This is a genomic window from Actinomadura soli, assembly GCF_005889715.1.
GTDB classification, from domain to species: Bacteria; Actinomycetota; Actinomycetes; order Streptosporangiales; family Streptosporangiaceae; genus Spirillospora; species Spirillospora soli.
In genome coordinates, this window is the sequence record NZ_VCKW01000487.1 from 1 (window position 1) to 2,788 (window position 2,788).

Annotated in this window: 1 protein-coding gene; it reads left to right on the forward strand. The window is 66.8% G+C overall.

The genetic code is table 11. The features are described 5' to 3' along the window. Positions 1-322: 322 nt before the first annotated feature. A complete protein-coding gene (gyrB, locus tag ETD83_RS41020) occupies positions 323-2,260 on the forward strand; it encodes a DNA topoisomerase (ATP-hydrolyzing) subunit B (protein WP_138650636.1) in 1,938 nt (645 codons plus the stop codon). Positions 2,261-2,788: the final 528 nt, after the last annotated feature.

Below are 2,788 nucleotides of genomic sequence, written 5' to 3' on the forward strand. Positions count from 1 at the left end.
GTGGGAACATGTGTTCGGGATGGGAGGTGATGAGTTCAGCAGCGAGCGCCACGTAGGCCAGAGAACACCCCCGGTCCTGTGGGGGGATGCATCTCCAGGCCCGCTCGGCCGCCACACGCGCATACAGCGCTCGACAGTGCCACTTTCTGTCACATGACCCGGTAGAATGAAATCGGTTCAGGATGCTGCGCCGCCAAGGGGTGCCCAAAGCTCTGACCAAACGTTGAACAGAGCACAAGGGCGCCCTGTCATGTGTGTTACGGGGCACACCGTGCCTCCCTCGGGCGCGGAGCGGCAGACATCCCCGGCAGGAGGATCTCCTTTGGCGTACGACGCTAGTTCGATCACTGTCCTTGAAGGGCTTGAGGCGGTTCGCAAACGCCCGGGCATGTACATCGGCTCGACCGGTGAGCGTGGCCTGCACCATCTCGTCTACGAGATCGTGGACAACGCGGTCGACGAGGCCCTGGCCGGCTATGCCGACGACATCGTGGTGACGTTGATGGCCGACGGAGGGGTGAGCGTCCTCGACAACGGGCGCGGCATCCCCGTGGGCGAGCATCCCGTGGAGAAGCGGCCGGCCATCGAGCTGGTGCTGACCACGTTGCACGCGGGCGGCAAGTTCGACGGCAAGTCCTACGCCGTTTCGGGCGGGCTCCACGGAGTGGGCTCAGCGGTTGTGAACGCGCTGTCCACCCGGATGGAGGCTGAGGTCCGCACCGATGGCCACGTGTGGCGCCAGTCGTACACGTGGCAGGGGCCGGAGACCGAGCTCAGCAAGGGGGAGCCGACCGAGGAGACCGGCACCCTCATCAGGTTCTGGCCGGACACGGAGATCTTCGAGACGACCGAGTGGAACTTTGAGACCCTCTCCCGCCGCATGCAGGAGATGGCGTTCCTGAACCGCGGCCTTGCCATCACGCTGCGGGACGAGCGTCCCGATCACGTGAACGGCGAGCCGAACGTTGTTCGGTACCACTATGACGGCGGCATCGAGGACTTCGTCCGCTACATCAACGCGCGCAAGGACGCCGTCCACGAGTCGGTCATTTACTTCGGTGATGAGACCACGGGCATGTCGATCGAGATCGCCATGCAGTGGAACTCGTCCTACGCCGAGTCCGTCCACACGTTCGCGAACACGATCAACACGGCGGAGGGCGGCACCCACGAGGAGGGCTTCCGCGCGGCGCTGACGACGATCGTCAACCGGTACGCCCGCGACAAGGGCCTGCTCCGCGACAAGGACGACAACCTCACCGGCGAGGACGTCCGCGAGGGCCTCACCGCGATCATCTCGATCAAGCTGGCCGACCCGCAGTTCGAGGGCCAGACCAAGACCAAGCTCGGCAACACCGAGGCCAAGTCGTTCGTGCAGCGGGCCTGCAACGTCTTCCTGCGCGACTGGTTCGAGGAGAACCCCGGCGAGGCCAAGGAGATCATCAACAAGGCGTCGCAGGCGGCGCGGGCCCGGGTCGCGGCGCGGCAGGCGCGCGACCTGACGCGCCGTAAGAGCCTGCTGGAGTCGACGTCGCTGCCCGGCAAGCTGTCGGACTGCCAGTCCACCGACCCCGGCAAGTCCGAGCTGTACATCGTCGAGGGCGACTCGGCGGGCGGCTCCGCGAAGGGCGGCCGCAACCCGCACTTCCAGGCGATCCTGCCGATCCGCGGCAAGATCCTGAACGTTGAGAAGGCCAGGATCGACAAGATCCTGAAGAACAACGAGGTGCAGGCGATCATCACGGCGCTCGGCACCGGCGTGCACGACGAGTTCGACATCACCAAGCTCCGCTACCACAAAATCATCCTGATGTCGGACGCGGACGTCGACGGCCACCACATCAACACGCTGCTGCTGACGCTGCTGTTCCGGTTCATGAAGCCGCTGATCGAGGCCGGGCACGTCTACCTGTCCCAGCCCCCGCTCTACAAGATCAAGTGGGACGCGCGGGGCTCGGAGGCCGACTACGCCTACTCCGACTCCGAGCGGGACGCGATCATCGAGGCCGGGGTCGCCACCGGCAAGCGCGACCCCCGTCCTCGCGACCTGGTCCAGCGCTTCAAGGGCCTCGGCGAGATGAACGCCAACGAGCTGTGGGACACCACGATGGACCCCGACAACCGAGTGCTGCTGCAGGTGCAGCTCGACGACGCCGCCCAGGCGGACGAGCTGTTCAGCGTGCTCATGGGCGAGGAGGTCGAGCCTCGCCGCGAGTTCATCCAGCGCAACGCCAAGGACGTGCGCTTCCTTGACATCTGAGTACGGCCCGTGCCGAGCTCCCATTGGCTTGACGGCCCAGCTTCCGCTTCCATCGGCCGTCGGCCCAGCTCCCTGCTGCCTCGGGCCGGGTTTCCGGCGGACGGTCATGGTCCTGGAGGCTCAGGCCGAGCATTTCGCAGGTCACGCCGCCGCCGAGTTTTCGACGACCCAGGCCAGGTTCTTGATGGGCCGGGCCACCAGGATCCCGCGGGCCCGGGCCAGGACGGCCAGGCTTCCAACCGTCCGGGCTGATCTCCTGGCGATTCAGGCCCAGCTTGCGACGTTTCGCGCCCAGCCGTCGGTGACGCAGGCTCAGCGTCCAGTCGCCCAGACCCCGCGTCTGGTGGTGCAGGCTCAACGTCCGGTGGTGCAGGCTCAACGTCCGGTGGTGCGGGCCCTGCGTCCGGTGGCGTCTGGTCTGCGTTCGGTGGCATCAGCCCAGGCTTCGGTGGCCCTAGGCCAGGCTTCGGTGGTGCTAGCCCAGGGTCCGGTGGCGTCAGCCCGGGGGCCGGTGGCGCGGGGCAGGGG